Origin of the sequence: Dolichospermum circinale AWQC131C, assembly GCF_000426905.1 — a bacterium.
In the GTDB taxonomy this organism is placed as follows: Bacteria; Cyanobacteriota; Cyanobacteriia; order Cyanobacteriales; family Nostocaceae; genus Dolichospermum; species Dolichospermum circinale.
The window spans coordinates 385-24,837 of sequence record NZ_KE384600.1; the positions used below are offsets into that span (position 1 = coordinate 385).

Sequence of the window (24,453 nt, forward strand, 5' to 3'; positions counted from 1 at the left end):
GGAAAAACTCAGGGAAAAACGAGTTAAAAACATTATTGAACCAATTTTAGCAGGGCAAACATTACCCGATACTCTAGCAGATGATCGCCAATATTTAATAGATTTAGGATTATTGCGACGTGATCCAATGGGAGGATTAGTTATTTCTAACCCGATTTATCGTGAAGTTATTCCCCGCGTTTTAGTACAAGGAACTCAGGATAGTTTACCTCTGATTAGTCCTAGTTGGTTGACTCCCAAAGGTGAATTAAATCCTGATGCTTTATTAATAGCATTTCTCAAGTTTTGGCGACAACATGGAGAACCATTATTAAGTAGTGCTGCTTACCATGAAATTGCCCCCCATATTGTATTAATGGCTTTTTTGCATCGTGTGGTTAATGGTGGGGGAGTTTTAGAAAGGGAATATGCAATTGGTAGCGATCGCATGGATTTATGTCTGCGTTATAAAGATGTAACTTTGGGTATTGAGTTAAAGGTGTGGAGGGATAAAAAACGCGATCCTCAAGCTGATGGTATTGAACAATTAGAATCCTATTTGGGGCGTTTGGGGTTGGATTTTGGTTGGTTATTTGTGTTTGATAGGCGGAAAAATGCTTTACCAATGGAGGAAAGGTTGTCAACTGAGGTGGTGGTGACGGAAAATCAACGTAGAATTACTGTAATTCGGGCTTGAGTGTTTTCAGGACTTACCCAAAATACCTCTAAAACTCCCCTTCCTTTCTGTCTTATCCCTGACGGGATGCTTCGCAAAGGTTTCTTCGTGGTTCATTCTTTTATGACTTGTGCGTATTGCAGTTAATCCGAGTTAAGGAAGTTCAATGCAAGTGGTTAAGTATAATTTTTACTTTCTGTGGAAATATAAACCCGGTTTTTTCTCAATATAAATACACAAATAACAATATATAAGTTATGATATTTACATAAATAATTTATGAATTACGGAATAAACGAACCACAGAGGCACAGAGTTCACGGAGCAATAACCCACATTCCGCACCCTACAGGATTGGCGATTCCTGCGGAGTGCAACGCTTACGCACTCTACTTAATAGCGAACTGACAAGTCAGCACTTACGCTATCGCAGTTAATCGATGTTTAACGGTGAAACTATTGAATTTTTAACAGAAATACATGGTATCATCAGACAAGTTGGTAAGAATGCACTCACCACATAATGAATTACAGAGACTATATCACAATTGAACCCAATAAACGTGGTGGTAAGCCTTGTGTACGTGGCTTGCGAATTACAGTTTATGAGGTGCTGGAATACCTAGCTTCCGAGATGACTGAAGCGGAAATTCTTGATGATTTTCCCGACCTAACGCGAGAAGATTTAAAGGCTTGTATTGCTTATGCGGCTGACCGTGAACGTCGGCTGATGATTTCGACCTTATCAGCATGAAATTACTATTTGATGAAAATTTATCCCCTAAATTATCCACCCGTTTGAGCGATATTTTTCCAGACTCGCTTCATGTTCGGGATGTAGGCATGAAAGCAACAATAGACCCGATAGTTTGGAATTATGCAAAAGATAATGATTTGATGATCGTCTCAAAAGATGCTGATATGCACGATCTGAGTTTAGTGTTTGGGAATCCCCCAAAAGTCATCTGGCTTAGACTTGGAAACTGTTCTACCTTACAAGTTGAAAATTTACTGCGTCGGGAGTTCAGCACAATTAAATTATTTTATGAAGATGAAAATTCATCATTGCTTGCCCTCTCATCATCGCACTAAAAAATTGGGCGTTGCTGAAACCAGGTATGAATTTAGGTGTAGAGACGAGAATCCCTACATGAGGAACGTCTCTAGAGTTCTCGGCAATGTCCCGCTTTAAACTCAGCGATCGCACTAGATCATAAAAATTCATTAAAGAGGTTATCGAATGGTTCTGTATTTTTCCAGCGATAGGTGTTAAAGTCTCGATAATCAACCGATAAAATTTGTCCATGACCTAATTCTTCTGCCAGAATAACGAGAGAGGCATCGGCTAAATCCATCGGTAAATCTTTATATTTTTCCATCAGTTCTTCAATACGCTGGCAATGATGTGGTTTCAGATCAAAGATTTGTAGCTTTCCTGTAGAAATTTTATGAATAAAGACTTTTGGAGCATCTATTCCTACTCTTTTTTGTAATAAATAGCAAGTTTCTGTAACGACACACCAGGTTGTAATAAATTGCTGATTAGCTAAATCTTGAAATCGTTTTTTGGCGGCTATATGAACTGCATCTTGTTTATTGGCAAGAGCTAACCAAAAGCCTGTATCAACTATGATCATATTTTTGATTAAGTTCACGGTCTAAGTAGTTTTTATAGTTTTTAGAGAGGTCTGTTTCAGCTTCTATGCAACCAATAAAGTCTGACCAATCTTGCGAGGAATTTTCTGACGATTCCTGTTGATTCAGAAGATAGCGTTTTTTCAGAACTTCTACAAGTTCGATTATGATTTGTTGTGCATCGGGAGGAAGAGATGCAATATCTTGTTGAATTGTATCTAAGTTCATAATCTGATTTTGCTGTTTCCCTGATTATAGTTTAGCAAAAATGATCGCACTTAACCCAGAACTAGCGATCGCTTCCCTATTCGTAGGCATCGCAGTTAATCACAGTTAAAGAAGTACAAAAAAAGGAAGTTGAGCGATCGCATTAACCCAATATTAGCGATCGCAGTTAAAGAAGCACAAGACAATGGATTTTGAGCGAACTGCTTGCAGCAGCGCTTCGCTATCGCTTACCCATGAGATCGCAATTAATCACAGTTAAGGAAGCATAAGATAATGGATTTTGAGCGAACTGCTTGCAATATGACAATACAATAAATAAAAAATAAACTTAATTTCACTCATACTAACTCCATAATGCCTAATTATAGAAGACCTAATGTTTCTGGAGGTACATATTTCATCACACAAGTCACTTATCAAAGAGAATCTTGGCTCTGTACTGATATAGGGAGAAAATCTCTTCGAGAAGCAATAGAAAAAGTAAGGGAAAAATATCCTTTTTGTATTGATGCTTTTGTTTTATTACCTGATCATTTTCATTGTTTGTGGACTTTACCCCCTGATGATAAAGATTTGTCGGTGAGATTGCGCTTAATTAAAACCTATGTTACTAAACATTATGGACAAGCATTAGGGGTTAATCGGGAGGTTTCTCAATCACGACAAAAGCGAGGAGAAAGTAATCTTTGGCAACGTCGGTTTTGGGAGCATTTAATTCGGGATGAACGGGATTTTGCGCTCCATTGTGATTATATTCATGATAATCCGGCTCGACATGGATTGTGTGAAAGTCCCCAAGATTGGCAGTATTCCAGTATTCATCGGTTTATCGCTGAGGGAATTTATCCAACCGATTGGGGTAAAGATAGCAGAAAGGAAAAACCTCAAGGATATTGGGACGATTAGTAGGGTGCGTTAGCGACAGCGTAACGCACCGAAAATCAGTAAATAATCATAAATTTGGTGCGTTACATTTGTGTGTATTTGATGGTGCGTTACATTTCATTAACGCACCCTACAGGATCGGCGATCGCACTACAAGATCGGCGATCGCTTACCCATGAGATCGCAGTTAATCCCAGTCAAGGAAGCACAAGTTTCTCTCCAATGTTTCCCCAAAATGATGATGTACCATCATCTCGTGATTTAGTACCCCTGCATAGTTCCATCGCTTTTCTGTATATATCTGCATCGTCTCGAATGCTACTCCATCTTTTCAAATCGCCCTTTATATCATAAGTCTCATCAATGCAATCAATTGTTATACGTAAAACCCTTTCATACTGGGAGGCAGGATAATATTTAGTAGTAGAAGGTGTTGTGTAACATGTTTGAGTATTTCGATAACGTGTGCAATATGTTTCGCCCGGAATTACTTGGACGGATGGAGGCGTTTTATAGATAAAAAACATGTCAGTTTCGATGTATCTATGTCCGAGCTTTTGGGCATTTACGGGATATGCAATTCCGGTAATTAAAAGAATTAACACTCCAGATCCGACAGGGTAAACTAATGGCTTAAACATAAAGCACATTCCATTTGGTGTATGTTTAAGCCATTTTAACCCACATTCCGCACCCTGAACTGTGAGGTTTTAAAAATATGAGATTTGAAAATTGATGAAATTAGTGCCAAGAAATCCAAATATTTATGGTTCTTCAGTACCTAATATGCTAAATTATTAGAATAAAATTCTAAGCAAGATAAAGCATAATATCAGAAGTATTGATATAGTTGACTTATGAGACTAAGTTGTGCTTAATTGTAAGTGAGAATATTAAAATTTGAGTAAATTTACAGCCATAAATAGAAAAAAGGGAATTAAAATATTAACACAACTTCTGAATATAGAGGATATCAAAGTAATTTCACATCGTCAACATGAAAGTATAGGAATAATTTTACATTTACTAATACAATAAGAAATGTTCCGGTTTGTTTGATTTAGAAATCACCTGAAAATCTCAAATTTTCCACCTCCAACCTTAACCTTTCATTCTCCATCCTTAACGCCAATATTTCATTCTTCTGCAACTCAATTAATGAATTTTGACTAATTACCTCACCAAAGGCTTTTTTCCTATTTTCAATCCCAAACCATCTTTGATAGGTTTTTGTATGTTCATCAACAGTATGACCTAAATTATCTGCTGCTGCTTTTATCGGTATTCCCTGAAGATGCGCTCGAATCGCGCAAGCATGGCGTAAATCATAAGGTTGAAACTCTATTCCCACCTTTCTAAACCATCTGGATATATCTCTTCGCATCCAATTAATATTTTGTACAGAGGCAATTTTTTCAACTTTTCTTTTTAAAATATTTAATGGTTTGGGATTTTTTAAATCAAATAAATCTACCCATTCAGTCACAAAAGGAATAACTTCTCGATATCCAGTCTTTGTATTTTTATTCACTTTCCAAGTATGGTCTATATTTTGGGCAGACATCCACCAATTAATATCCGGTTGGACAAATAATTCCCTTGGTCTTAATCCATAGGTTGCCAACATTCCATATACCCAACGCCACATTTCCCAGGTATTTATTTCATCAGTAATGTTTGTATTTTTGCGGTTGAGGGCGAATTTTTCAAAGAGGTAAAAACCAGATATGATTTTATCATCATCGGGGATTTCTCGATAAGCAGGAGTGACATGATCCCGTTTTACATCCAATTGAAATCCTAAATTAAAGGTTTTAATCAAAACAGAAGTTACCGCTATTAGTTCATTTTTTTTATTACCCTGAAATGAATTAATAACTTCCTCAAAATTTTCTTTTGTGGCTAAATTGGTGAGAGTCAAGTTTCTTTTAATGACAGATATATAGTTAGCAAAAGTATTTTCACTAGTTAAAGTTTTCTGACGGTTTTGATAATATTTTTCATCAAATCTATCTAATAATTCGCCAATTGTTTTGCTCTCTTGTTTCTCTCTCGATTTAATTCCTAAATACTTCTCATTCCACTCGAAAGTATGACGAGCAATTAATTTACCTAATTCATAACTTTCTTCAATGGCTGTTTTTAATCCCTCTAAATTTGCGGGTATTCCTAAAGAGATATCATACTGTTTTTTCTGTTTACCTATACTACTATCCCCTGGTTTTAAGGGTAAGGTAGCTCGTAATTGGAGAGAATTGCCAGTTTGTTTAATACTAACTTTTATTCTCTCTCTTTTTAAATTACTATTAGCTGCAATTAACTTCTGTTCAAAAACTGCTTGATACTGTAATTCTGTTGCTTTTATTTTCGTCATTCCCTATACCTACCGTCTGTGGTGTTCTGCGGTTCAAAATATGCAAATATATCGGCGAATAAATCGGTTGAGTCTGCATTTATATATTCCTGTGTAGATGTGGAATATATACCTTCACAATTACCCTGATCTTGTCGGCTCATTCCCTAAATATTCCCTTATTTATCAAAGCTAAAATGATGAAAATAAAATGTTATTACCGAGCAAAATTACTTTAAAAATAAGTTACTCAGGAACATTTTTAATATATCACCTGTTGTCATAGCAGTTATATGGTGCCTGGTGGAGTAATGTGCGCCCCAACTTTAACTGATATTACCCGCGCCTGGGCAATTTTGGAATATTTCCGCACCAATTGGTTAGAACCAGTGTGGTTAGGATGTTCTTTAGAAAGATATGAAGAAATTCAATCTTATGAGGACTTTCAAAAGTGGTTAAATGAAGATGTTAAACATCGAGAATCTGACTTGGGTTTATATTGGAGAATGGGTTTAGATATCGGTTTGGATAGATATGGTGCTGGTGTGGGTAAATATGTGACTTGGGGTTATATTCCCCATGAGGATAAATACAATAAGCCCACCATTGAAGGACGTAACGCTGCTGTGATTATGAAAAGCGGTGTTTATGATAGTTTTACTGATACTCATGCGTTGATGAATCAAGCATTTGCTCGGGAGAATTTAACCCATTCTTGGTATGATGAGGGTACAGAAAATTGGCATCCAAGCGATCGCACTACAAACCCAATTAATCACAATCAAAAAGACTTTAATGGGGCATATTCTTGGTCAAGTGCAGTCCTCCACCAAGACTTAGGACGTTTAGAAGCAGGACCTCTAGCGCGTCAATTAGTTGCCGGCGGAAATCATGGAGAATCTTGGCAACATTATGACCCATTTATTCTGGATACATTTAAGAAAATGGGAGGTGCAAGTGTTCATGTTAGACAATTAGGAAGAGTCCATGAAATAGTGAAACTATATCGTCAAGCTGAACGGTGTTTAAGGGAGTTCAAATTAAACGATCCTTGGTATATTAAACCTGAAGAAAAAGATGGTAAAGGTTGGGGTGCAACGGAAGCTGCTAGAGGTGCATTGTGTCACTGGGTAGAAATCGAAAAAGGCAAAATTAAACAATACCAAGTTATCGCTCCCGGTACTTGGAATATTGGACCCCGTGACGGTGCGGGAGAACTAGGACCGATTGAAAAAGCATTAATAGGAACGCCAATTCAAGACCCTAAAGATCCGGTAGAAGTCGGTCATGTTGCCCGTTCTTTTGATTCATGTTTAGTGTGTACAGTTCATGCCCATGACGCAAAAACTGGTCAAGAATTGGCACGGTTTAGAACAGCTTAATTTATATGATCCAGATCCCCGACTTCTTCAAGAAGTCAGGGTTCTATATAATTGTTATTTACTGTACAAAAGTTCCTAAATCCGTGAGTTAGTCTGAATTTTAAGGAATAATTGATAATTCCTAATTATCAAATGAAGAATTATCAATTAGGAATTAGAAAATACTAAAATTGGTAACTAATTGTGTCTAATTTAGAACTACATCAATATCTTCCTCAACTTCCTGATGCTGCACTGCAAGAATTTATAGAATGGTGTATGCTGGAGCAGTCAACAGCCGCAGGATTAGAATTTAAACCTGATCAAAGTAAGTTAAATAATTTAGCTCCAGCGGATTATTCTAAGCAACTAGTTGATCAATTTATGAAAGTCAGACCTGACCCAATTAGAGCCGGTTTGGTGGCTGTAATTGCTGGAAAACAAGCTGATAAACACGAATTAACAGGTTTAGCTGCCGTGGTTGATTTTGTTTCTCTTTATGTTAAGTATTTAATTCCTAAAGATGGTACTAATCCAGAAGAAGCTGATGCAATTTTAGCGAAAGCATCACAACATCAATATGAGCGACTTGTGGAAATTTCCCAAAAGCATGGTGTAAGTTTATAGATTTATAGGGTGGGTAATTCCCACCTATAAAAACAATTATTGTTAATTATAAACCTCAGTTAAAGATTTTCAAGATGTTAATTTTTAATCTAGAAAATGAAAATTTATTTACTCACAATGAATAAATTATCAATAAATAATCCTGTTAATCCTTTAATCTTGATCATCCTGATTCTGACAATAGTAACCTCTGACGCACTTAGTTAATATAAATGTTGGGTTTCCTTGCGTCAACCCAACCTACTTTACTTTTTACTAACCCAAAATTACTTATTGTACGCTATAGATAGTCCCAGTATCACATAGTCGTATTTAAGTTAAGTGATAGATTTAGTTAGTGAAAACCGGACATAGTGTATGTGGATATCCGTAGCCGTTCAGATACTTCTGGTGAGTTAATAAGATAGTCGGAGTTAAGGAAATAGTCAAATAACAAATTTGAGTTATCATAAAGAAAAAGGAGGTATATTATGATTTACCTATCTGCCACGGAAGCAAAACAAAATTTTGCAGAATTTTTAGATAAAGCTCAAAAAGAACCAATAACCATTCAGCGTCAGGAACAAGATTTAGTTGTAGTGCTATCTGTCTTAGAGTATCAAAGATTGACCAAATTGCTAAAAAATGAGTTTCAGGAATTTTGTGATCAAGTTGGCAAAAATGCTGAAGCAAAAGGTATGACAGAAGAAAGGCTCAAGGAAATTCTTGAAAGTGATGATTGAGCAAAAAATTGTCATTGACACTAATTGTTTTGTGAGTCGTTTACTAACTCCCAAATCTATCACTTCTCAAGCAGTTCGTTATGCTTTCGATTTCCATCACATTCTTGTTTCTGCGGACACACTTACAGAGTTAGAAATGGTTCTCTCTAGGAAAAAATTTGATACTTATGTCAGTTTTGAAGAGCGACAAAAGTTTATTTTATATCTAAAAAATCTGGCTGAGATAGTTGATATAGTCAATCATGTGCAAGTTTGTCGAGATCCAAAAGACGATAAATTTCTCTCACTTGCCATGGCTGGTAATGCCGATTTAATTATTACCGGAGATGAAGATTTATTGGTGCTTAAATACTATGAAAACATTCCTATTTTATCACCAAAGGATTTTCTAGCACAAACGGATAAAAGTTAAACAATAACCCGCTCATTTCTTCCTCTCTCTGGGACTGGAGCGCCTCTGGGTGAGCCTTATTCCTCCACATCAAACCACACAGGAGAAATATCATCAACCTGTCCATTATAATTAATCGTAATTTCCTGACCTTTCCTAATATATTTATAAGCAATAATATCAATGATATTTTTAGCAAAATTCTTAATATAAACAGCATTGGGGTGATAAGAATGATTAAAAAGAGAAGCAAAACCTAAACCTATTGCTCCGCTTTCTCCATGCCAACCAAAATAATAATTTAATAACACCGTTTTAGTAATTAACTTAACTTGCTGTTTAGGAATAACAATTACAGCGGCTCTTTCAATTAAATCTCCTTTAGCAAAATCTTGCTGGGCAAATATACCTCTACCTTTAGTCTCTGTTTCACGAAATACTAGCATATAGCAATTCTATCACGGGTAAGAATGATTTTTGACTAACCAGTACAGATAAACGCAGAAAAAATAAAGATAAATTTTTGTCACTGAATTACGGCTACTAAATTCACTATAAAGTCAATGATTAAAGATGTAGTCAGAATTTCCATAAATTTTAATTTTTTGTGCCAAATTGATAATATTCATGTTAGGATAAATATCCCATGTTAACTATCATTGGTTGTGGTAATCTGAATCGCAGTGATGATGCTGTCGGCGTAATTATTGCCCAAGGTTTACAGCAATATCTCGCCCAAAATCCTCACCCCAAAATCCGCGTTTTTGACTGTGGAACTGCGGGAATGGAGGTGATGTTTCAAGCGAGAGGAAGTGAAAAATTAATTATTCTTGATGCTAGTTGCACAGGTTCAGAAGCAGGTGCTATATTTAAAGTCCCAGGGAACGAATTAGAGGCACTACCCGAACCTAGTTACAACTTACATGATTTTCGTTGGGATCATGCTCTGGCGGCTGGGAGAAAGATATTTGGTGATGATTTTCCCCAAGAGGTGACAGTTTATTTAATTGAAGCTGCAAATCTGGATTTGGGGCTGGAATTAAGTCCTGTGGTTCGACGTTCTGCTGATTTAGTTTTTGCTGAACTAATTACAGTTATCCAGGAGAATGTCATGGCTTAATCAACAATCTCAAATCCTAAATTAAATCAGATCCAATCACGATAAACTGGTAACTCATCTACCCTCATTTCAAAAGGTACAGTTTGATGATCAGGTGGACAAATACGAATTTTAGCACTGCTAACAATGCCAGAAAGAACATTGGCCATAGGAACAATTTGTTGCAAAATTTGCCAGTTAGTAACTTGGTCAGGACATTCAATTACTAAAGTTAAAATACTAGCGTGGGTTGTGGTATACCAACGACAATTAGACAACAAATTATGAATAATGCGATCGCATCCTTCATAAAAGTATTTACTAATTGAATGTTCCAATTGTTGCCTAAGCATAATATCTGCTGATGTTGGCTGTATAGGATGTTTATCATCAGCATGGAATTGAGATTCTTTTTTCGTCATTTCCCGTTATTTTCCTATTTATTTACCAATTGCCATTGCGTACAATACGTCCTTATTGGTTTCTAGAAAGTCTTGGGTTTCATCATCATAAAAAGCACCAATCCCACTAGAATCTATTTTCCAATAATTGCTAAATAAATACACACTCTTTTCAACAAATCCGGCTAATTGCACAGCGGTTTGATAACTCAAATAATTGGAGAAAAAAACAAAGTTACAGCACAATCTCTATCTATAGCTTGATTAATGCACAAATAACCTGTTTTTTCCCTAAAGTTACCCGCTTGAATGAGATGTGTATTTTTATATAACCCTGGTAAAATTTCCTCGATATCATGCACCACTGAGTAAATTTCTATTTACTCAAAATTCTCTGTTAGTAATAAACTCCTGGTTCTCAAATCACAAATCTGCATTGAGAATAAGTTTATCAAAATCAAAACATAGTCGTATGTTTTTTTCGTGAAGATATGCTAAAGCAGCGATAGCACCTAAATGGTGTCCGCTGTCTAACAAACAATATCTACAACTCCTGTTTTGATATTTCCAGCTACACCTATGATAAACACAACTAACTAAAAAGATGAATCCGTTGATACATTTATTTGGTATAATATAATTTTCTCAAGAACCAATTAAATGAGGGAGTTTTAGAGAAAATAACGACAATACGCACCTACCTAATAAAATAGTGATATAATCAGAATCAGAGTAAATAATTTTCTTGATAATAGTATGTCCCTCAACGTAATCAAAGAACATATTGAAATCACTCCTGGTATTTGTGGGGGAAAACCTCGTATTGCTGGACATCGTATTCGAGTTCAGGATATTGTGATTTGGCATGAACAAATGGGAATGTCTCCTGATGAAATTCTCTACCATTATCCTAGTATTACCTTATCTGATGTCTATGCTGCTTTAGCATACTATCATGATCATCGGGAGGAAATTAGGAAACAAATATCAGAATCAGAGAATTTGATTCAAGAAATACAAGCGCAAACTCCTTCGATTTTACAACAAAAGCTGAAAAAACGCAATGATAGAGAGAATTAAATTTCATTTAGATGAAAGTGTAAGTAATGCAATTGCGTTAGGTTTGCGTCGTCGAGGAATTAATGTTACTACAACTTCAGAAGCCGGATTAATTGGTGTATCAGACAGAGAACAAATTGCTTTTTCTTTATCTGAAAACCGGATCTTAATTACTCATGATGATGATTTTGTCATCCTTCATCGTAGTGGTATAACTCATGCAGGAATTACGTATTGTGATCAGAAACGCCGTTCGATTGGTGAAATTTTAAATACTTTAATTTTGATTTGGGAAACACTTGAACCAGAAGATATGAAAAATCAACTTGAATTTTTGTGAAATTTTACCATTATTTATTATAGCACTTACGCAAGTGTCATAACATCCATGATAAATCTAATTATATAACAAGATTTGAAAGATGCTTTAACTTCGTTGAATTTCTAGCGTCTTGGAAATTAAAAGCTTTATCATTCCGATACTACCTGTTTAATTACCTCTAAAGGTAACTCTAACACCTCTGCAATTTGCTCATCATTTAAGCCAAAATACCTTAATTTACTAATCTTTTCTATCTGAGTTTTATTCTTATTTCGTTGCTTTAATTTAGAATTACCAGGATGACTTTTATCTGATTTAGTTTTAGGTTGTTTAGAACCAATATTTATACAGCCATTTCCAAAAATATTACTACTATTATTAACCAAAGAAATATTCACATTTCCTTGTCGTTCTAAAACTGATTTAAGATTACTTTTATCAACTGGTTCACCAAAAATATCAGATAACATTTTTAAAAGTTCGTAACCTACATCCTTTGCATGACCCGCGCTACAACCACAATTTTCCGCAATATCAGCATACTTTTGATACTTTAATGTCCCCTCAATAACTCCACGTTGCAAGTCATTGAGATGCTTTCCCGTGTTGAGATAAACAGCGTCATCCACAAGTTGTAGTAGTTCGTGAACCTGCATGGCTAAAAATGTAACGCGACATAAGTAATGATAGCAGACTTTATCCGTACTTTTCAGCTTTTTTCCGTCTGTTTGTAATTTTTTTTTGCAATCCGCTTTTTTCCGCTTTTCAGGTTTAGGTCAGTGGTGTATAGTGATTAAAAAATAAAAGACATATGACAATGACGGATAATGAACGCAAATTCATCACCAGTGAAGCTATATCTAATGACAAACACGAAGGTCATGAAAAAATCTGGAAAACTACTAAAGACGGTTTTTCTAGTCGAGATTGTATAGGATATTGGCGTTATCCCCTATTCTCTAAAGTAGGAGAGGTACGAAAAGAACCAGACATTTTGATTGTTGATCGAGAATTGGGATTAATTACTATAGAAATAGAAAATATTACCATTGATCAAGTCGTAGCTATTAATGGTGAACAATGGCAATTTACAGAGGGTAGTACAATTCTTTTCAGTCCAGCACAACGTTCTAATCGTTCATTACAAGCATTATTAGGATATTGTGATCGAGAAGATGCAATTTTTCGTAAAATTACAGGACGTGCTTTAGTTGCTTTACCAAATATTACGATAGAAGAGTGGCAACAAAAAGGATTTGATCAACTACCCAATTGTCCACCTATTATCTTGAAAAATCATTTGGGGAAAACAGCTTTTTTTGAGAAAATTTCCCAATCAGAACCAATGGTTACAGGAGAACAACTCAACGATGAACAATGGAAAGTATTGCGTGCCGTTATTAGCGGAACTCCTGTACTTCGTAAACCTTATGCGGCTACTTTTTCGCATAATAAAAATAGATCAGCTATTCTTTCAATTCTTGGTGAATGGCTTTATGAAACTGACTTACAACAAGAACATATTGGTAAAGAAATTCCTCCAGGAGCGCAACGAATACGCGGAATTGCAGGTTCAGGTAAGACTGTTTTATTATGTCAAAAAGCCGCTAATATGTATTTAAAGCATCCTGAATGGGATATTGCTTTAGTGTTTTTTACTCGTTCTTTATACGAACAGATTGAAAGTTTAATAGATCGTTGGTTAAAACGATTTAGTAATGGAGATGTTTCCTATGATGAAAAAGTCAAAAGAAAACTTAAAGTTCTTCATGCTTGGGGTGGTAACTATCGATCAGGTTTATATTCAACTATTTGTGAGAAACACAAAGTTTCACCTCTGAGAGTTATTCAGGGTTTAAGCCCAAGTGAAGGATTGGCTGAATGTACTAAAAGATTATTAGATGGAAAAGAAATTCGACCTATCTTTGATGCCATTCTTATTGATGAAGGACAAGACCTTGTAAGTGAAGATGAAAGAAAATTTGAAGAAAATAATGAATCTAAACAAGCTATTTATTGGATGGCTTATCAAGCTTTACGCCCTGTTGACAAAGAATCTTCTGAACAACGTTGTTTAATATGGGCTTATGATGAAGCTCAAAGTTTAGATAGTTTAAAAATACCAATGGCTAAAGAATTATTTGGTCAAAGTTTGACAAATCTAGTATCTGGACAACATAAAGGTGGAATTAAAAAAAGTGAAATAATGCACCGTTGTTATAGAACTCCTGGAGAAATTCTCACAACAGCTCACGCAATTGGGATGGGATTATTGCGACCTGATGGAATGCTACAAGGATTGACAGACAAGAAGAGTTGGGAATCAATTGGTTATCAAGTTAAAGAGGGACAATTTCGTCCCGGTCAAAAAATTGTTTTACATCGCCCTCCAGAAAATTCGCCAAATCCTGTTCCTAAACTATGGGAAAAGCCAGTTCTTGAATTTGAAACCTACGAGTCTAGATATGAAGAATTAGAAGCTTTAGCTGCCAGAATTAAATATAATCTTGAGCAAGACGGATTAAAACTTAGCAGAGATATTCTAGTAATTATTTTAGGTTCAGTTCAAGATGCTGGTAGATTGGAAACAGAAGTAGGAAAATTCTTGATGGAAAAAGGAATTAATATTTATATTGCGGCGGCTAAAACACTAAATCAGTTAAATCCAAATTTTCAAGCTGGAACATTAAATCAAGATAAGTTTTGGTGTGAAGGAGGTGTAACAATTTCTCGGATTCATCGAGCAAAAGGAAATGAGGCTAATATGGTTTATGTTGTTGGAGTTGATAAAATTGCAGAAAATGAAAGTGATCCTAATTTACGGAATCAACTATTTGTGGCATTAACACGCTCAAGAGGTTGGGCTTGTATGAGTGGAATTGGTGATCATTCTTTTTATAGTGAAATTAACCAAGTGATTAAAAGTGCAGATACTTTTACTTTCACTTTTCAAAGACCTCCAAAAGTAAATACAGGAGAAGAAACAGAGCCATAATCAATACTATGACGTTGCCGAAACCAAGTGAATTTAGGTGTAGAGTAGATACAGCGGATTACCATAAGGGTGAAGTACACTTAAATTCCCTTTGAATCATTAATTGAATTGCGGCAGTTTCATCTCTCAATTTACAAGAAAAGCATAAATTTTTGGAATTTCTAGAAGAACAACTTTTAGAAGATGAAGAAGATTTAATAGAACAAAATTTACAAGTTTTGTAGGGTGTGTTAGCGATCGCCTAACGCACCTTTTTTTGGTAATTAGTTGTGTATTACTTAACCACAAATCACCCTAAAAAATAAAGAGTAAAATGGGAATAATAAACAAGCTGTTATAAATGAATATAGCCGCTCAACAACTACCTAACTTAACAGGAAAACCAAGATCAGAAGTCTTAATAATTCTCAGCAACCAAGGATTTGAATTTAAAACGCAAACTCAAGGGGGTTATGAAACATTTCAGCATCCAGATGGTAGTCAAATTCATATTAGACCAAATGGGGAAATTGTTCGCACAGGTCAGAAAATTAAAGCAATTGATGGCAAATCTTACCGTCGTCGCTATAATCAATATGGAGAGCAGATAGAATTTGTTTCTGGAGCTAATACTCATAATACTGGAGAAATTGTGAATCTATGACAACAACAATTACATCAACCCTCACTACTTTTCTCGAAGATTTAAAAAGTGCTGACTTAGTTGGTATTTCTTTAAATCCTCAAAACTTGGGATTACGTCTTGACTTTACCTTTGGTCCTGAAGCTGATGATGTAGCTATTGAGTTTTATCAAATTATTCACCTGGTTTTTTCTCAACCTCTAAATGCAAATGATGAAGATATCTGTTTTTGGGTAGGAGAAGTTGAACTCAAGAAAATTGAAGATAATATCCCGGAATTTTTATCTACATCCTATCCATTTGTCAATCAAACTGGAATAATTAACACCAATTTACAATCACTAATTTATTTTCATTTAGAAGGAGATATTTGTTTAGAGGTTGTTTGTAGAAATTATAAAACTTTCCAACAAGTCAAAAATTAAATAATTTCCTAATTGTGAAAATGCTTATTTTATTTTTATTGACATTATTGTAAAATTTTCTCCCAAGCTTGAATATGAAAATCTTTTACCTCCGTTGAACTTCTAGCATCTTTTACTAATTCTTCTGTATATGTTTTGATAAATTCATGATAATCTTCTATAAAACGCAAGTAATATTTTAAAGTATTCACAATACCGTTAGCAATAATTTCTAAACCACTTTCTCTTTTAATATTCAAAATCAATTCATTAATATATTCCTCTTCATCTTGATTAATAAAACAGTCTTTATATGTCGTCAGAATATAATATCTTTCTATTGTTGTATTGGCAGATTTTTTTACTATATCTAATATCATATTTCTATCAATAGGGATATTGTGTTTTATCTCTAATATTTCAAATGGATTATTATAATAATCTCTTATTTCTATATCACCATAACCATGTTTATCAGCAGAAGTATGAACATTTAAAGGAAGTAATATTTTATTTTCAAATCTGCGAATAGTTTTAAAGAGTTGTTTGTAAATAGCAAAAATTACAATAACTGGTAGTCTAGAACTTAAAGGTTCTTCAAAATGTCTTTCTACCATTTTCATAACTTTATTAATATTGATGATATTTACAGAATTAGCCACCTCTAAAGTTTCTGCAAAAACTACTTCTTGAGATTGGCATAGAAGATATAGTTGTGCTAAAATATAAACTAAACAAGTTTTAATATCTATTGTTTGATTCTCAATTTTATAAATTAGTTGTAAAAAAGGTGTAACTAAGCTTTTGCTTCTCAATGGTAATTTTATTCCTTCCTCAAAATTCCAGATAATTTCTGCGCGTGTTGCTTTTGTTAAAAATGCAGTTTCCTTATTAGCGTATCGTGGAAAATTTATTTTAAAAAACGGTGTAGTTACCTTAGTATCAAGGACTCTAGCAGAATATCCATTTGGAAATTTAGCCATGTGCAACCTAATATCTTGCTCAGGTTTAATTATTTTCTTGAGTAAACTGGTAATAATTACTTGAATTAAAGATTTATCAGTTTCTATTTTATGAACGAAAATATCTACACAGTCTTTTATTTCTTCCTCAATTTCTGATAACGCTTGATTTTTAATTAATTCAATTGCTTCCTGATAAAATTGTTCTAATATTTCTATTTCTCGATTATAATTATATTTCATATAAATAATTCCTGTTGTTGAGAATCAGGTTGTTCCATGCGGTTATTAGCTAAATTTACATAATCAGGATTAATTTCAATTCCTAAATAGTTTCTATTTAAATTTCTAGCTGCTACACAACTAGTCCCACTACCACAAAAAGGATCAAGAATAAAATCACCTTCTTGAGTTAACAATTTAATAAGTTCTTGAATAATATATAAAGGATAAACTGCTGGATGATGATTATTTTTAGTAATTTCTACCGGACTTTCAATGATGTCTTTTTTCATGGTGTTTCCTAAAATTCTAATAATAGTAAAACCATGGTTTTTGATTTGGTTATTTCTCCCTCCTTCTTGTCCACCATAGGCTAATTTATGTATTCCATGAATTTTCATTCTAAATCCTTCAATTTCTCCATTATGTACTGCTAAAATAGCTTGATTTAGTTCTTTAATAGCATGATTTTTTTGTGCCTCGCTTAAATCAGAATTTTTAATTAATTCCAGATATTTTTTACCTAATTTATCAGATGGTTTACCTTTAATACTTTTATTAAAGGTATCTAGATGTTGTAAATAATTATCTAAATTAAAGTAATAATCTTTTGATTTGGCAAATATGAAAAATGGTTCTGTAGCTTGTATTAATTTTCTTTTATCTTGACGTGGTGTAGGATTTAGTTTTGACCATGTAATTTGATTAATCAGAAAAATATTTTGATTTTGGGTAGCTTGAATGGCAAATTTATAAGGAATTAGAGATAAACCACCGTTAATATATTTATCTCCCAAATTAAAAACTATTGCTCCTGTTTTTTTCAAAACGCGCACACATTCCCCAAATACCGTTAAGATATTTTGTAAATATTCTGCTTCAGTTGTTTCATTCCCTATACCTAAATTACCATTTCCATAATCACGTTGCTGAAAATATGGGGGTGAAGTGATGATTAAATCAAAAGTATCACTTTCTATTTGTTTGAGAATAGATAGATTGTCACCGAGAAGAATTTTATTTCTAAAGTCTAATATTTGTTTTTGTACTTTCATATAATTTAATTATTAATTATATTAATTAAATTGTCATTTTCAAACTATCATACAGCATTTTTGTTTTTAAACTTACAAATTTAATAAAATTTAACGTTTGATTTAGAGTCAGCATGATGTTCACCATTTTCTTGAGTCATTAATCGAATATGACTACCTGTTTGGTGATCAAGCCAGTAGGGTGCGTTGTCCCAAAGTGCAACCCACCATAATCTTAAACATCCGAAATATCCGACTCAGCAATTATTTTAATCTGGCAAATCTAATCTGATTTTCAGTAACTACGACAAAACTATCTACTAACTTTTCCTTATGCTGCTCTAATACCTGTTGTAAAATATAGATTTTATTTGCAGAACGTTCATTTTCCAAACGCAGAAGAATCACACCCCGGTGAGGGTATTTATCTCGATAAACTTTCTCGCCAAAATCTTTGTCACTAGTAATCAAAATCCAATTTTCATCAAAGGCCTTTTGAATAATTGTGTCATCATCTATTCCCCGTCCTTGTTCATAAACTGAGAAAACTTCATAATCTTGTTCACGTAACCAGCGAGCGACAGTCACACCTGTATTTTCATCTACTAAAAATCGCATCTAAGCAATCTCCGCAATTAAAGGCATGAAACTGGTACTTTCTAGAGATCGAGATGCAAATAATAAACAAGCTCGAATATCTGCTTCTACTAAACCTTCATATTCTTCCAGAATTTCTGTTACTGTAGCACCGTGTGCAAGGAGATTAAGAATATACTCGACTGTTAAGCGTGTGCCTTTAATTGTCGGTTTTCCAGCCATTACTTTTGGATTTGTAGTAATATGGTTGAGTAATTTTTCATCTGTCATAATGTTAGCCGTCCTAAATAATAGAAGAGTAGTTACAGATATCATACTATTTTAGTAGTCTTACCGAAATACAAATCACCCCACATTACATCTTTTTAGATTGAGCTAGTTATAGAATAAATTAATATAATTCTAAACAATCCAGATTGGGATGATCAAGTAATTTTTGAATTACTACCACCCCAGAACGCAGTAGAGATGCAACTACTTGTGTTGGTGCATTTCCACAGCGTAACCATATAACTTTAGGTGGAGAACCATATAAGGTAATAATATCTTGATAGCTCATATTATTTCACCTCTCTAACTTTAGAGTATTTTAACATCTTTTGCTTTAGGCTTTAAGTTTAAGTCTATAAATTCAAATTCTGTGTTAAATACTATACGTGAGTTTGGTTGTAAAAACCACAATTTAAACCAATAACTAAACTTAATCACCATTTTCACCCATCAATTACCCGCACATAAATAGCCCGCGCTATTTGGCGATTTATAGTCATAGATAAACTACCACATTTAATAATAAAAGTTGGAAATTGCTGTTCTACAGTAATGGTATTACCCGTTTTAATGCCCATTGATATCAGCTTTTTTCTAATTGTCTCATCCTGACTTTGACAAAAAGTAACTATGCCACATTCTCCTGATTTTAGTAACTCTAAAGAACAGCCCATAACAGTAAAAGGGGTAAACATTCAATTATCAAAATAAAAAGTGAAAATTGAAATGATGAAAGATGATAAACATCCTCCATCATTGTGAAAATGAAAGAATTTAGAAATCCTAAATCCCGACAAATATTGTATTAAGCAAGGTAAGGTTCTTGGTGGGTTTTGATTGTGCAGTTAGAACGGGGATAGGTAACACACAATAAGGCGAATCCTTTGCCCATTTGCTCATCATCTAGGAAGGATTGATCATCTTGATTGATTTCACCTTCAACAATCTTACCTACACAGCTAGAGCAAGCACCGGATTTACAAGAGAAAGGTAATTCCAGACCAGCTTCTTCTGCTGCGTCTACAATTGTCATCTCTTCATCACATTCAATTGTGGTGTCTATATTTTCTTTTTTGTTGATCAATCTTACTTGATATGTCGCCATTTTTCGATTCTCCTCAAAGATTAATGAAGTGAGTTTTTGAGTTCGTTAAGTTTTCCTGGATCAAGTCAAAATTCAAAATAAAGGAGCTAACTTTTGAAGTTTGAACTATTTACCGCAAGGTACACCATTGGGAGTACCATCACTGGTTTTAAAAGACTTGCCACAACCGCAGGTATCAGTTGCATTGGGGTTAGAAAACTTAAAACCGCTATCCATAACTCCCTCTACAAAATCAACTACCACACCTGCTAATAACGGCGCACTTTTAGCATCAACATAAATCAACACATTTCCTTGTTGAGTTACGATATCATCAGGTTGGGGCTTGCTAGTAATTTCGATGCCATACTCGTAGCCACTGCAACCACCATCTTTAACCGAGATACGGACACCCTTGGTGGCGTTATTAGTTTCGTCGGTTGCAGAACCCTTGACAAATGCCCAGAGACGAAATTCTGCCTTTTCTGTTAAAGTAACAGTCATTTTATGTCTTATTCTGTAGCGAATATTCTGATTTGGATGTGGATTTTCAAGAAGTGGTAACTTACACCGTTGCAGCTTGAGATTGGGAATATCTCCAAGGGGCAGTATTACCGCAGACTGGACAATTGCGATCGCGGTGAGAACGACGTTTAGCAAATTCCATTCTGTTTAAATCAATGGTTAGTAATTCTGATAACAGCGGTTGACTAAAACCAGTAATCAGCTTTACTGCTTCCAAAGCGGTCAAACAGGCCAAGGTCCCAGAAACAGCCCCCAGCACGGAAAAACCGCGTCGGTCCCAATCCGGTTTTTCTGGAAACAGACAAGATAAACAAGGGGTGACACCGGGAATAATCGTGGTCAGGTAAGCCTCCATACCGTCCATGGCCGCCTCTACCATGGGTTTGCGCCAGCGGACACAGGCTTCATTTAACAAATTGCGTTCAGTGAAATTATGAGCGCAATCCAAAGCCATATCAGCCGACTGTACCAACCCATCCACATTTTCTGCGGTAATGTAATCGTGAACTACATCCACTTGAACATCAGGATTGATGGCTTTGAGGGTTTCTTGGGCTTTAAATACTCTGGGTTTACCCACCCAGTCATCAGTCATCAAAACCTGACGATTCATATCATCCAGCCGCAAATCACCACCTCGGACTAGGATCAGCCGCCCAACGCCTGCTACTGTTAAGTAAAGCGCCGCCGTGCCACCTAATCCACCCACACCTGACACTAAAACAGTCGCTGATTTTAGGCGCTTTTGAGCTAATTCGCCAAAATTAGGAAGCATCATTTGGCGACTATAGCGTTCCAATTCGGTAGGCGTTAGGTTAATCACTTTTTAACTCCTAATCTGAGGTAATTTCTGTCAGGGTGACAACATTTTTGGGCTTATCATTAAATACCTTGAACAGCTTTTGTTCATGGGGTGTGGATTCTATAAACACCTGATAAGCTTGTTGTAAAGCAACACAATATTTCTCTAATCTTTCTTGGTCATTTAGTTGAGGATAACTATCATCAATTTGACTCATGAACTGAGAAAACTTTTTCAAAATATGTAAACGATTGACATTTACAAATTTTTGGTCATAGGGTAGATTAAAAAAGATGAAAAACTCTTCGGCATCTACGAGGTTTTTAAATTCATCAATATTGGTACTCATTTAGAATTCTCCATTTTTTTGAGTTGTTGCTTGAGTCCATCTAACTGACAGTAGATTTCGTAAGTTTCCGCAGCAACATCCATCAGTTTTTGATAATCTGTGGGTAGTCCTTCTGCTAAATCATGCAGATCCATTTTCATTTGACCTGCTTTGCTATTTAGCTTTTTAATCTTGGTTGTGATTTCCTCAATTGTCATATTTTTTGTCCTTTGTCATTGGTCAGTTGTCAGTTGTTCTTTGTTAGTTGTCCTTTGTCAGTTGTCAGTTGTAATTTGCTATAGAAGAGAACAAATTTGAAAGTTTCCTCTAACCACTAATCACTAACCACTGACCACTGACCACTGACTAATTAAAGATTTCCTACTTCGGGGAAACGCTTGGCTAAATCAATGCCTTTTTCCACAAACTTTGTGCCTTCTTCGTCTAATTTCTCGAAGGAATCAAAACCAAAACGATGAGCATCACGCAAAGTTTTGACAGCTAATAATAAGCGTCCTGAAAATACTAAAGCCCAACCAAAACCCTCATGTCCTAATTCAATAACTACATTAGAAATGAGTCCAGTTTCCTTTTCAATGCTGGCAGCTACCGCCCGAAAAAAGGCATTTATACGGGAAATAGTGGCGGGATCAACTTCACCTTCTACAGAAATTTCCCGTTTCTTTTGTTTAGTAACAATATAGGGTTTGAGAATTAATTCATCAGTCCAATTTCGGTAGAAACCATAACTATCTTGCGCCCGAATTTGTTGAACTAATGCTTTCAAAAAAGGGGGTAAAATTACCTCTAAATTGTTACCAGTTCCATTCACATTATTTGTACTCATACTGTTGCTTCGTTTTCAATTTCTTCAGCAAAACTAGGTTTTTTCTGTTGTAAAGCTTTCCGTAACCAAGGTGGAGGATTACCCTTGAGAGTTTTGACTAATTTATCGAGAATTTCTGCAATTTTTTCCTCTTCAGATTTAGCCTTAACTGGAGTTACACCCTTCTTAATTAAACGAGCGGCTGCACTACCACCAATAGCCACAACATAAACAATTGTGCAATCATTAAGAGCCTGAAGTTTAGGAGTAATTTTATCCTCATTACCATCTTCTTTTAGATCACCTTCAAATTTGAGAGTTTCTACAAATTCATAGCCGTTGTCGGAAATTTCATAAACATCTATTTCCTTAGCCCACCCAAAGTGAGCATTAACATGAATTCTGTCATTTGTCGTAAAAGCAATTTTCACTTTCATTTGTCCTTTGTTGGTTGTCAGTTGTCAGTTGTCAGTTGTCAGTTGTCAGTTGTCAGTTGTCAGTTGTCAGTTGTCAGTTGTTAGTTGTTAGTTGTTAGTTGTTAGTTGTTAGTTGTTAGTTGTTAGTTGTCAGTTGTTAGTTGTTAGTTGTTATTTGTTAATTACTGATGACCATTGGTTCATCATTGATGATTCCTCATGTTCTATAAATAGGTTTCCCATGCCGAAAAGAAGCTCAATAGTACCGCGATAGCCTACTTTGGTAAATAGACCATTTCCTAATCGGTCATAAATGGGAATACCTAAACGATAGAGGGGAATAGAAAGGCGTTTAGAGATGGTATTTACGTGGGAATTACCAATTAATAAATCAGAACCTATTGCCAATTTTTCAAAATCTTCTAAATCGCCAATGGTGACATCTTTAATAGGAAGTTCTTGAAGTAAGGGAGAACGAGTTGTGGTGACAGCATTATGAATTTCTGCCCCCATTGATTGCAAAAATTTAACTATAGTCCATAATAAATCTGGTTCTAAAGCTAAAGATACTCTTTTGGCACTAAAATAAAAGTGAGTATCTAACATTGCATCTTGCAATTGACGACGTTGACGACGATATTTTTCAGGAACGGGATTTCCACTTAATAAAGATAATTTTTGCAGAAATTCATCTACAGGTTCTAATCCTATTAGATCTCTGAATACTTGATAGTTAGTTCCGAAGCGTTCTTCTAAAATTTTCGCCGCCTGGCGCATACTTTCACCTAATGCTAAGGTAAAAGCTGAACTACCCAAGGAACGTAATTCTTTTAAAGTTGTTCCACTAGCAGTTATAGCAGTATAACCATCTTCTAAATGTCCATCTAATGAAGCTCCTAAATCAGGAACAAATATGGGTTCTAGTCCGAAAGATGTAACTATTTCTCGAATTTCTTGAACATCTCCAGGAGTGAGAGCAGCACCAGCTAAAATTGTGATTTGTTCTGGTTTAATTCCCCCTGCTTTGGGAATTTCTTTAACAATACTTTCTACTGCGACTGCAAAACCGTCTTGTAAAGCACCTTTAAAATCGGGAGTGGGAGCAAAAATAATGGCTAAATGATTAAGTTCGGGGTGACGTTCTCGAATATCTTTTAAAAAACGTTCAATATCATCACCTCTAGTTTCTGTTAGCCCAGTAGTGCATAAACCAATGATTTCCGGTTGTACTTTTTCAACTAAAGTGAGAATAGCTTGCTCCACATTTTCCTCACCTCCCAAAATAGTAGTAACTTCCGTCATTGCAGTAGTCGCAAGGGGAATTGCTTCCCGAAAATGTCGAACTAAAACTACTTTTGCGAAGGCTGTACAACCCTGAGAACCATGAAATAAGGGCATAGTTCCCTTTAAACCCAAAAAAGCTAAAGAAGCGCCTAAAGCCTGACTTTGTTTGAGGGGGTTGACAGTCACAGACTTTTCTGGAACAATTGCGATCGCCATAAATTAATCTTTGATAAATTATAGAACATCTAAAAATCTTGTGGGATGGGCTTCTAGCCCGTCCAGGGTAGGGCAGGCAAGATGCCTACCCCACAATAATTGAGGCTTCTACTCCGGGTAGGGCAGGC

The 24,453-nt window shown here is 35.1% G+C and carries 32 protein-coding genes and 4 pseudogenes; 15 read left to right on the forward strand and 21 right to left on the reverse strand.

Annotation, left to right across the window (positions count from 1 at the left end; all coding sequences use genetic code 11):
- The 3 genes and pseudogenes from ACIR131C_RS26665 to ACIR131C_RS0106380 all read left to right on the forward strand — a co-directional run.
- A pseudogene (locus tag ACIR131C_RS26665) lies at nucleotides 1-676 on the forward strand (ATP-binding protein); the annotation flags it as partial.
- Between the two features lie 502 nt (nucleotides 677-1,178).
- Entirely contained in the window at nucleotides 1,179-1,409 is a 231-nt protein-coding gene (locus tag ACIR131C_RS0106375) for a DUF433 domain-containing protein (RefSeq protein WP_027402180.1), read from the forward strand.
- Nucleotides 1,406-1,747: a DUF5615 family PIN-like protein gene (locus ACIR131C_RS0106380; RefSeq protein ID WP_028089529.1), complete on the forward strand. Its 342-nt coding sequence runs from the start codon at nucleotides 1,406-1,408 to the stop codon at nucleotides 1,745-1,747. The genes ACIR131C_RS0106375 and ACIR131C_RS0106380 overlap by 4 nt, the downstream gene beginning before the upstream one ends.
- Nucleotides 1,748-1,866: 119 nt before the next feature.
- Here the strand turns inward: ACIR131C_RS0106380 and ACIR131C_RS0106385 are convergent, their stop codons facing one another.
- Entirely contained in the window at nucleotides 1,867-2,292 is a 426-nt protein-coding gene (locus ACIR131C_RS0106385; protein ID WP_028089530.1) for a type II toxin-antitoxin system VapC family toxin, read from the reverse strand.
- Complete coding sequence (locus ACIR131C_RS0106390) at nucleotides 2,279-2,518, reverse strand: hypothetical protein (protein WP_035371587.1); 240 nt, start codon at nucleotides 2,516-2,518, stop codon at nucleotides 2,279-2,281. The genes ACIR131C_RS0106385 and ACIR131C_RS0106390 overlap by 14 nt, the downstream gene beginning before the upstream one ends.
- A 354-nt stretch (nucleotides 2,519-2,872) precedes the next feature.
- Between ACIR131C_RS0106390 and ACIR131C_RS0106395 the strand changes: the two genes are divergently transcribed.
- Both ACIR131C_RS0106395 and ACIR131C_RS25420 read left to right on the forward strand, forming a co-directional pair.
- Complete coding sequence (locus ACIR131C_RS0106395) at nucleotides 2,873-3,424, forward strand: REP-associated tyrosine transposase (RefSeq protein WP_028089532.1); 552 nt, start codon at nucleotides 2,873-2,875, stop codon at nucleotides 3,422-3,424.
- Between the two features lie 81 nt (nucleotides 3,425-3,505).
- Nucleotides 3,506-3,757, forward strand: coding sequence for a hypothetical protein (locus tag ACIR131C_RS25420; protein ID WP_155963030.1), 252 nt, complete (start codon nucleotides 3,506-3,508; stop codon nucleotides 3,755-3,757).
- A gap of 706 nt (nucleotides 3,758-4,463) precedes the next feature.
- Here the strand turns inward: ACIR131C_RS25420 and ACIR131C_RS22060 are convergent.
- Nucleotides 4,464-5,920 (reverse strand): annotated as a pseudogene (locus ACIR131C_RS22060) (site-specific integrase).
- A gap of 117 nt (nucleotides 5,921-6,037) precedes the next feature.
- Here ACIR131C_RS22060 and ACIR131C_RS22065 point away from each other — a divergent pair.
- From ACIR131C_RS22065 to ACIR131C_RS0106425, 4 genes and pseudogenes are all read left to right on the forward strand, one after another.
- Nucleotides 6,038-7,138: pseudogene (locus ACIR131C_RS22065) on the forward strand (nickel-dependent hydrogenase large subunit); the annotation flags it as partial.
- A gap of 183 nt (nucleotides 7,139-7,321) precedes the next feature.
- Nucleotides 7,322-7,744, forward strand: coding sequence for a hypothetical protein (locus ACIR131C_RS0106415; RefSeq protein ID WP_028084356.1), 423 nt, complete (start codon nucleotides 7,322-7,324; stop codon nucleotides 7,742-7,744).
- A 470-nt stretch (nucleotides 7,745-8,214) separates the two neighbouring features.
- On the forward strand, nucleotides 8,215-8,466 hold the full coding sequence (locus tag ACIR131C_RS0106420) for a type II toxin-antitoxin system Phd/YefM family antitoxin (protein ID WP_028089534.1): 252 nt from the start codon (nucleotides 8,215-8,217) through the stop codon (nucleotides 8,464-8,466).
- Nucleotides 8,459-8,878, forward strand: coding sequence for a putative toxin-antitoxin system toxin component, PIN family (locus tag ACIR131C_RS0106425; RefSeq protein ID WP_028089535.1), 420 nt, complete (start codon nucleotides 8,459-8,461; stop codon nucleotides 8,876-8,878). The genes ACIR131C_RS0106420 and ACIR131C_RS0106425 overlap by 8 nt, the downstream gene beginning before the upstream one ends.
- 56 nt (nucleotides 8,879-8,934) lie before the next feature.
- Here the strand turns inward: ACIR131C_RS0106425 and ACIR131C_RS0106430 are convergent, their stop codons facing one another.
- Nucleotides 8,935-9,303, reverse strand: coding sequence for an SET domain-containing protein (locus tag ACIR131C_RS0106430; protein WP_028089536.1), 369 nt, complete (start codon nucleotides 9,301-9,303; stop codon nucleotides 8,935-8,937).
- 200 nt (nucleotides 9,304-9,503) lie between these two features.
- On the opposite strand from ACIR131C_RS0106430, the gene ACIR131C_RS0106435 reads away from it, so the two are divergent.
- Complete coding sequence (locus tag ACIR131C_RS0106435) at nucleotides 9,504-9,977, forward strand: hydrogenase maturation protease (protein ID WP_028089537.1); 474 nt, start codon at nucleotides 9,504-9,506, stop codon at nucleotides 9,975-9,977.
- Nucleotides 9,978-10,003: 26 nt separating this feature from the next.
- Here the strand turns inward: ACIR131C_RS0106435 and ACIR131C_RS0106440 are convergent, their stop codons facing one another.
- Together ACIR131C_RS0106440 and ACIR131C_RS25040 are read right to left on the reverse strand one after the other, a co-directional pair.
- A complete protein-coding gene (locus ACIR131C_RS0106440; protein WP_028089538.1) occupies nucleotides 10,004-10,378 on the reverse strand; it encodes a hypothetical protein in 375 nt (124 codons plus the stop codon).
- A gap of 18 nt (nucleotides 10,379-10,396) precedes the next feature.
- Nucleotides 10,397-11,002: pseudogene (locus ACIR131C_RS25040) on the reverse strand (nitroreductase family protein); the annotation flags it as partial.
- A gap of 111 nt (nucleotides 11,003-11,113) precedes the next feature.
- On the opposite strand from ACIR131C_RS25040, the gene ACIR131C_RS0106455 reads away from it, so the two are divergent.
- Both ACIR131C_RS0106455 and ACIR131C_RS0106460 read left to right on the forward strand, forming a co-directional pair.
- Nucleotides 11,114-11,437, forward strand: coding sequence for a DUF433 domain-containing protein (locus ACIR131C_RS0106455; RefSeq protein WP_028089539.1), 324 nt, complete (start codon nucleotides 11,114-11,116; stop codon nucleotides 11,435-11,437).
- On the forward strand, nucleotides 11,421-11,756 hold the full coding sequence (locus ACIR131C_RS0106460) for a DUF5615 family PIN-like protein (protein ID WP_028089540.1): 336 nt from the start codon (nucleotides 11,421-11,423) through the stop codon (nucleotides 11,754-11,756). The genes ACIR131C_RS0106455 and ACIR131C_RS0106460 overlap by 17 nt, the downstream gene beginning before the upstream one ends.
- A 131-nt stretch (nucleotides 11,757-11,887) precedes the next feature.
- On the opposite strand, the gene ACIR131C_RS0106465 is transcribed toward ACIR131C_RS0106460, so the two are convergent.
- On the reverse strand, nucleotides 11,888-12,394 hold the full coding sequence (locus ACIR131C_RS0106465; protein ID WP_028089541.1) for a helix-turn-helix domain-containing protein: 507 nt from the start codon (nucleotides 12,392-12,394) through the stop codon (nucleotides 11,888-11,890).
- Between the two features lie 161 nt (nucleotides 12,395-12,555).
- Between ACIR131C_RS0106465 and ACIR131C_RS0106470 the strand changes: the two genes are divergently transcribed.
- From ACIR131C_RS0106470 to ACIR131C_RS0106480, 3 genes are all read left to right on the forward strand, one after another.
- Nucleotides 12,556-14,733, forward strand: a complete 2,178-nt coding sequence (locus ACIR131C_RS0106470) for a DEAD/DEAH box helicase (protein WP_334310855.1) — start codon at nucleotides 12,556-12,558, stop codon at nucleotides 14,731-14,733.
- A gap of 340 nt (nucleotides 14,734-15,073) precedes the next feature.
- The gene (locus ACIR131C_RS22075; RefSeq protein WP_035371591.1) at nucleotides 15,074-15,376 is read left to right on the forward strand and encodes a hypothetical protein; all 303 of its coding nucleotides are present in this window, start codon (nucleotides 15,074-15,076) and stop codon (nucleotides 15,374-15,376) included.
- Complete coding sequence (locus tag ACIR131C_RS0106480; protein WP_028089543.1) at nucleotides 15,373-15,780, forward strand: hypothetical protein; 408 nt, start codon at nucleotides 15,373-15,375, stop codon at nucleotides 15,778-15,780. Before ACIR131C_RS22075 ends, ACIR131C_RS0106480 begins: the two co-directional genes overlap by 4 nt.
- Before the next feature lie 44 nt (nucleotides 15,781-15,824).
- Here the strand turns inward: ACIR131C_RS0106480 and ACIR131C_RS0106485 are convergent, their stop codons facing one another.
- The 14 genes from ACIR131C_RS0106485 to nifN all read right to left on the reverse strand — a co-directional run bounded on the left by ACIR131C_RS0106485 (nucleotide 15,825) and on the right by nifN (nucleotide 24,325).
- Complete coding sequence (locus ACIR131C_RS0106485) at nucleotides 15,825-16,964, reverse strand: hypothetical protein (protein WP_035371592.1); 1,140 nt, start codon at nucleotides 16,962-16,964, stop codon at nucleotides 15,825-15,827.
- Nucleotides 16,961-17,998: a DNA-methyltransferase gene (locus ACIR131C_RS0106490; RefSeq protein ID WP_028089545.1), complete on the reverse strand. Its 1,038-nt coding sequence runs from the start codon at nucleotides 17,996-17,998 to the stop codon at nucleotides 16,961-16,963. Before ACIR131C_RS0106490 ends, ACIR131C_RS0106485 begins: the two co-directional genes overlap by 4 nt.
- 243 nt (nucleotides 17,999-18,241) lie before the next feature.
- Nucleotides 18,242-18,595 (reverse strand): DUF5615 family PIN-like protein, encoded by a 354-nt coding sequence (locus tag ACIR131C_RS0106495; protein ID WP_028089546.1) that lies wholly within the window; start codon nucleotides 18,593-18,595, stop codon nucleotides 18,242-18,244.
- The gene (locus ACIR131C_RS0106500; RefSeq protein WP_028089547.1) at nucleotides 18,596-18,844 is read right to left on the reverse strand and encodes a DUF433 domain-containing protein; all 249 of its coding nucleotides are present in this window, start codon (nucleotides 18,842-18,844) and stop codon (nucleotides 18,596-18,598) included.
- Between the two features lie 121 nt (nucleotides 18,845-18,965).
- A complete protein-coding gene (locus tag ACIR131C_RS25425) occupies nucleotides 18,966-19,133 on the reverse strand; it encodes a DUF5615 family PIN-like protein (protein ID WP_155963032.1) in 168 nt (55 codons plus the stop codon).
- Nucleotides 19,134-19,287: 154 nt separating this feature from the next.
- Nucleotides 19,288-19,539 (reverse strand): FeoA family protein, encoded by a 252-nt coding sequence (locus ACIR131C_RS0106510; RefSeq protein WP_028089548.1) that lies wholly within the window; start codon nucleotides 19,537-19,539, stop codon nucleotides 19,288-19,290.
- Nucleotides 19,540-19,649: 110 nt separating this feature from the next.
- Nucleotides 19,650-19,949, reverse strand: coding sequence for a 2Fe-2S iron-sulfur cluster-binding protein (locus tag ACIR131C_RS0106515; RefSeq protein WP_028084346.1), 300 nt, complete (start codon nucleotides 19,947-19,949; stop codon nucleotides 19,650-19,652).
- A 105-nt stretch (nucleotides 19,950-20,054) separates the two neighbouring features.
- Nucleotides 20,055-20,432, reverse strand: a complete 378-nt coding sequence (locus tag ACIR131C_RS0106520) for an iron-sulfur cluster assembly accessory protein (protein ID WP_028084345.1) — start codon at nucleotides 20,430-20,432, stop codon at nucleotides 20,055-20,057.
- A 61-nt stretch (nucleotides 20,433-20,493) separates the two neighbouring features.
- Entirely contained in the window at nucleotides 20,494-21,276 is a 783-nt protein-coding gene (locus tag ACIR131C_RS0106525; RefSeq protein ID WP_028089549.1) for a HesA/MoeB/ThiF family protein, read from the reverse strand.
- A gap of 10 nt (nucleotides 21,277-21,286) precedes the next feature.
- The gene (gene nifW, locus ACIR131C_RS0106530) at nucleotides 21,287-21,604 is read right to left on the reverse strand and encodes a nitrogenase-stabilizing/protective protein NifW (protein ID WP_028089550.1); all 318 of its coding nucleotides are present in this window, start codon (nucleotides 21,602-21,604) and stop codon (nucleotides 21,287-21,289) included.
- Nucleotides 21,601-21,801, reverse strand: a complete 201-nt coding sequence (locus ACIR131C_RS0106535; RefSeq protein ID WP_028084342.1) for a CCE_0567 family metalloprotein — start codon at nucleotides 21,799-21,801, stop codon at nucleotides 21,601-21,603. The genes nifW and ACIR131C_RS0106535 overlap by 4 nt, the downstream gene beginning before the upstream one ends.
- A gap of 152 nt (nucleotides 21,802-21,953) precedes the next feature.
- Nucleotides 21,954-22,430, reverse strand: a complete 477-nt coding sequence (locus ACIR131C_RS0106540; protein ID WP_028084341.1) for a NifX-associated nitrogen fixation protein — start codon at nucleotides 22,428-22,430, stop codon at nucleotides 21,954-21,956.
- On the reverse strand, nucleotides 22,427-22,846 hold the full coding sequence (nifX, locus tag ACIR131C_RS0106545; RefSeq protein ID WP_035371594.1) for a nitrogen fixation protein NifX: 420 nt from the start codon (nucleotides 22,844-22,846) through the stop codon (nucleotides 22,427-22,429). Before nifX ends, ACIR131C_RS0106540 begins: the two co-directional genes overlap by 4 nt.
- A 150-nt stretch (nucleotides 22,847-22,996) precedes the next feature.
- A complete protein-coding gene (gene nifN, locus ACIR131C_RS0106550) occupies nucleotides 22,997-24,325 on the reverse strand; it encodes a nitrogenase iron-molybdenum cofactor biosynthesis protein NifN (protein ID WP_028084339.1) in 1,329 nt (442 codons plus the stop codon).
- Between the last annotated feature and the right edge of the window lie 128 nt (nucleotides 24,326-24,453).